General features: G+C 59.5%; 3 protein-coding genes. 1 reads left to right on the top strand and 2 read right to left on the bottom strand.

Annotated elements, in window-relative coordinates; genetic code table 11:
* The first annotated feature begins 208 nt into the window (after nt 1-208).
* A complete protein-coding gene (locus tag N554_RS0130325) occupies nt 209-739 on the top strand; it encodes a dihydrofolate reductase family protein (protein WP_029586876.1) in 531 nt (176 codons plus the stop codon).
* A 174-nt stretch (nt 740-913) separates the two neighbouring features.
* Here N554_RS0130325 and N554_RS0130315 read toward each other — a convergent pair whose 3' ends face one another.
* Both N554_RS0130315 and N554_RS0130310 read right to left on the bottom strand, forming a co-directional pair.
* The gene (locus N554_RS0130315) at nt 914-1357 is read right to left on the bottom strand and encodes a tetratricopeptide repeat protein (RefSeq protein ID WP_051677800.1); all 444 of its coding nucleotides are present in this window, start codon (nt 1355-1357) and stop codon (nt 914-916) included.
* A gap of 206 nt (nt 1358-1563) precedes the next feature.
* The gene (locus N554_RS0130310; RefSeq protein WP_029586874.1) at nt 1564-3159 is read right to left on the bottom strand and encodes a tetratricopeptide repeat protein; all 1596 of its coding nucleotides are present in this window, start codon (nt 3157-3159) and stop codon (nt 1564-1566) included.
* Between the last annotated feature and the right edge of the window lie 425 nt (nt 3160-3584).

Here is a 3584-nt window from a genome sequence, read left to right as displayed (position 1 = left end):
GTCAGCATGGATAGCTCCTCCGAATCGTGGGAGCCTCAACAGCGCCCACATCCATGGCACTCAAGTGCCGGTGGAGGAGCCGTCCACAGCATCAAAAGCTGACATCTGGTTGCACCGGTAAAGCGGCGCGCAAATTGTGTCCAATCTCACTTCTGTACAACGTCGGCTCAAGCTATTCTGAAGAGCCTGGGGCGGAGATTTTTGTAACATGGCCAAGTTAGTCTTTGGAATGAACCAGTCTCTGGACGGCTACGTCGACCATATGGCGTTTGCGCCAAGCCCCACGCTCTTCCGCCACTTCATCGAGGAGGCTCAGGCGCAGGCGGGCAGTGTGTACGGTCGCCAAATGTATGAGATCATGCGCTACTGGGACGACGATCATCCTGAATGGGATGCAGCGGAACACGCCTTCGCGGCGGCGTGGCGGAACCAGCCGAAATGGGTCGTCTCGCGCTCGTTGAAGTCGGTCGGCCCCAACGCCAGGCTTGTTGAAGATGACCTTGAGGGCGCGATCCGCGAGCTGAAGGCCGAGCGCGACGGGGAGATCGAAGTTGCTGGCCCGGACTTGGCGCAAAGTCTCACCGAACTTGGCCTGATCGATGAGTATCGAATCTACCTGCACCCCGTCGTGCTTGGTCACGGCAAGCCATATTTCGCCGGACCCCGGCCGCCGCTCCGCCTTATGGCTAATGATAGGATTGGCGAAGACGTAATTAGGTTGACGTACATTCCTGCTTAATCACGCGACTTGCTCGCCGGACTGCGCCGACGCGTGAGGTCCCCTTTGGGTCAAACTGAGAAGAACTCGGTACGAGCATATGATTTCCGCTTCGCCCTCGAACTCGGACATTGCTCGATTCAGCCGGCATGTCTCAAACCTGCCAATAGCGGAAGTCGCGGCAAGCGATCCCGACTAGCGCTCCGCGACTTTGTTGTACTTTGCAATTGCCTGCCTTAAATCATCATATTCGTCGCAGGGAATGAGGCAAATTCGCTCCAATGCTGTGAGATGCTCTTCGGCTTTGGTGAGATCGCCTTGCACCAGATAGGCTTCGCCGAGGTGTTCGTGCGCGCTTCGGTGCCGAGGATTGAGCATCAGCGCCTGCTGATAGTGCCGCATTGCTGGACCGAACTGCCGCAGGCGGCGATAGGCGTAGCCCAGGTAGTTCTGGATATCGGCATTGCGAGCGTCGCGAAGCCCTGCATTCGTGAGTGCCTTGATCGCCGCTTCCCAGTCGCCGGCCGCGATCGCTCGCTTGCCTGCTGCGAAATCCGGATCGAGCGCCGCCCAGTCCGGCGTTTCCGCTATCGCCGCCATGGTCGAGCAGATCGGCCACGCTTCGGCAGGGGCGACCATCACGGACCCAGCATTACCTGCGCGGGCCGACGTTGCAGCCCGATCTTGCCGGCCAGGTTCAGTTAAAAAATACGATGCCGGCACTGCGGCCAGCACACCCGTCACAGCGGCGATTAGGATCGAACGCATCATGATCTTTGTACAGTTAGCCGGCTGCCGGACAGGTGCACCCGGCTGCCATTCTACTCATCCTCTGCCACGGCAGCTTACTGCTGCATCAAAGAGGCTTTGGCCTCGCTGATCTCCACTCGATCGGCATCGGCGTCCTTGGTCATCTCAGCAAGTTTTCGGAAATAGGCCGTGGCCTTTTCGGGCTGATTTGTCGCCTTCGCCGCCTTGGCCGCGCCGTACAAGCCCCGCAGCCGATTGGGCGTCGACAGCAGCGAGGTCTCGTATTCCGTGAACGCTGGTCCTGGCTGTTGCTGTTCGAGTAGCAGGTCACCCAACAGTTCGCGCATCGGATAGAGCCGGTTCTCCATCGCGATATGTTTTGCGCTGCTGTCCTCCAGATCCGCCGCTGCGCGCATGACCTTCAGCGCCATCTCCGTCTCGCCCTTTGCCTGTGCAATCCAGGCCGATGCAGCCAACATCTGGACTTCGACTTGCGTGGCCCAATAAGACTGACTGGCGTTTTCCAGCGCGGCGCGAAGCTCCTTGAGTTTGTCGACCTCGCGGTCGGCAGCGACAAGGTCGCCACTGCGGGCTGATCCCATGGCGCGGGCAAAATAGGTGATAGCCTCGGCCTGTGGAAATTGGCTGCCCCTCGGCTCAAGGGCGGCTGCTTCCTTCCACGCCTGGCGTTCCAACGCAAAACGCGCCGGCACCGCTGCAAGCGCAGTATAGCTCGCGAGGTATTCAAACCCGAGCTTTTTTATGGCGTTGTTGTCGTCGCGTAGCTGCTTCGCAGGTCCCTCCTGTCCCATTTGCAGCAGCGCGTATTCGGCGAAGTCCAGATGGTGCGGCTCGCCCGGGTGTGCCGCCCCCGGCCAGAGCCTTGCCGCCTGCTCCCGGGCGATCATCCGCGATTTGGTGTTCGATGCGACCGACTGGGTCCACAGTCCGAGCATGGAGTAGGTGTGCGAGGGCATGTGCTGGGCATGCTGCGCCGCGGGAGCGACCTCGGCGTATCTATTGGCAGCATCAAGACCGCGTTGCGCAAGCGGCGGATAATCGTAGGTGTGGATCAGATAGTGCAACACGCCCGGATGGTCCGGTAGCGTCGCCGCGACCTTTTCGAGGATGGCGCCGGCCTTGAGCTGGTTGGCGTAGGTCGTGTCGCTAGGCAATGCCGTCTCATTGAGAGCGAGCGCATAGAAAATAGCCGCTTCTGGATCGCCCGGATACTTCTGCATCAGCCCTTCCATCGCTTTTTCGTAAGAGAGGCCGCGCGACGTTTGATCGATCTTGTCATAGTCCCTGTAGTAAGGCTCGATCGCGAAAAGCCAGTCGCGCTCGCGCTCGGTCTTGGAACCGATCGCTTTGCCCTTCTCCACCGCTTCCAATCCGTTCTTCAAGACGCCGGCGGTCAGCGGCAGGATCAGTGGGTTGGAACGGCTGCTGATCGCGATGCCCCAGTAGGCGATGGCGCATTGCGGATCGGCGGCAGCGGCTTCGGTAAAGGCCTTGACGCTGTCCGGAAAGAAGAATGAATGCACCATTGCCAGGCCGCGATCGAATTTCTCCTGCGCCGGCGGCGTGCACGAGGTCTCGAAATGCACGCGGCCGAGATCTTGCGCCCAGGCCGCTGTGGTGAATGAGCTCGCTAATAGCGCTGTGACGAACGTTCCAAATTTTGGTTTCATGGCGCTGCCTCGTTGCGGTCAAAATGAGCATTTCGCGCAACAATCGCCGTGCGCCCGTGCGCACGGCGAGTGCTCGGTGAGAGACCGGCACAAAAGGACTGTCGGTTTTATTGAGAGTGCGATGCCTGCCGACGGCATTTCCCGCTGTCTATCCATCTCGAACGGAGACGTCGGCACGTCCCGTCTCGAAGAGCAGCTCTAAAGAAGACTACACGATCCCACGCCCATTCAAAAGAGCCCATATTGGCCGGGGAGCGGCACGCACAATCGGCCAAAATCAGTGACCCAATGTCCGAGTTGGGTCAAACTGAGAAGAACCAGTGTGAGCAGATGTCTTCCGGGTTACCCCTAGAAGATGGGGTAATCGGCCGGCCCCAGCTTGTGGATAGTTGAAGATTTTGGGTGCTGCGCTTCAGGCTGATGGT

It is taken from the genome of Bradyrhizobium sp. URHD0069, from assembly GCF_000701345.1.
GTDB lineage: Bacteria > Pseudomonadota > Alphaproteobacteria > Rhizobiales > Xanthobacteraceae > Bradyrhizobium.
Note: the sequence above shows the minus strand (reverse complement) of the source record. Positions and strands in the feature narration are given on the sequence as shown.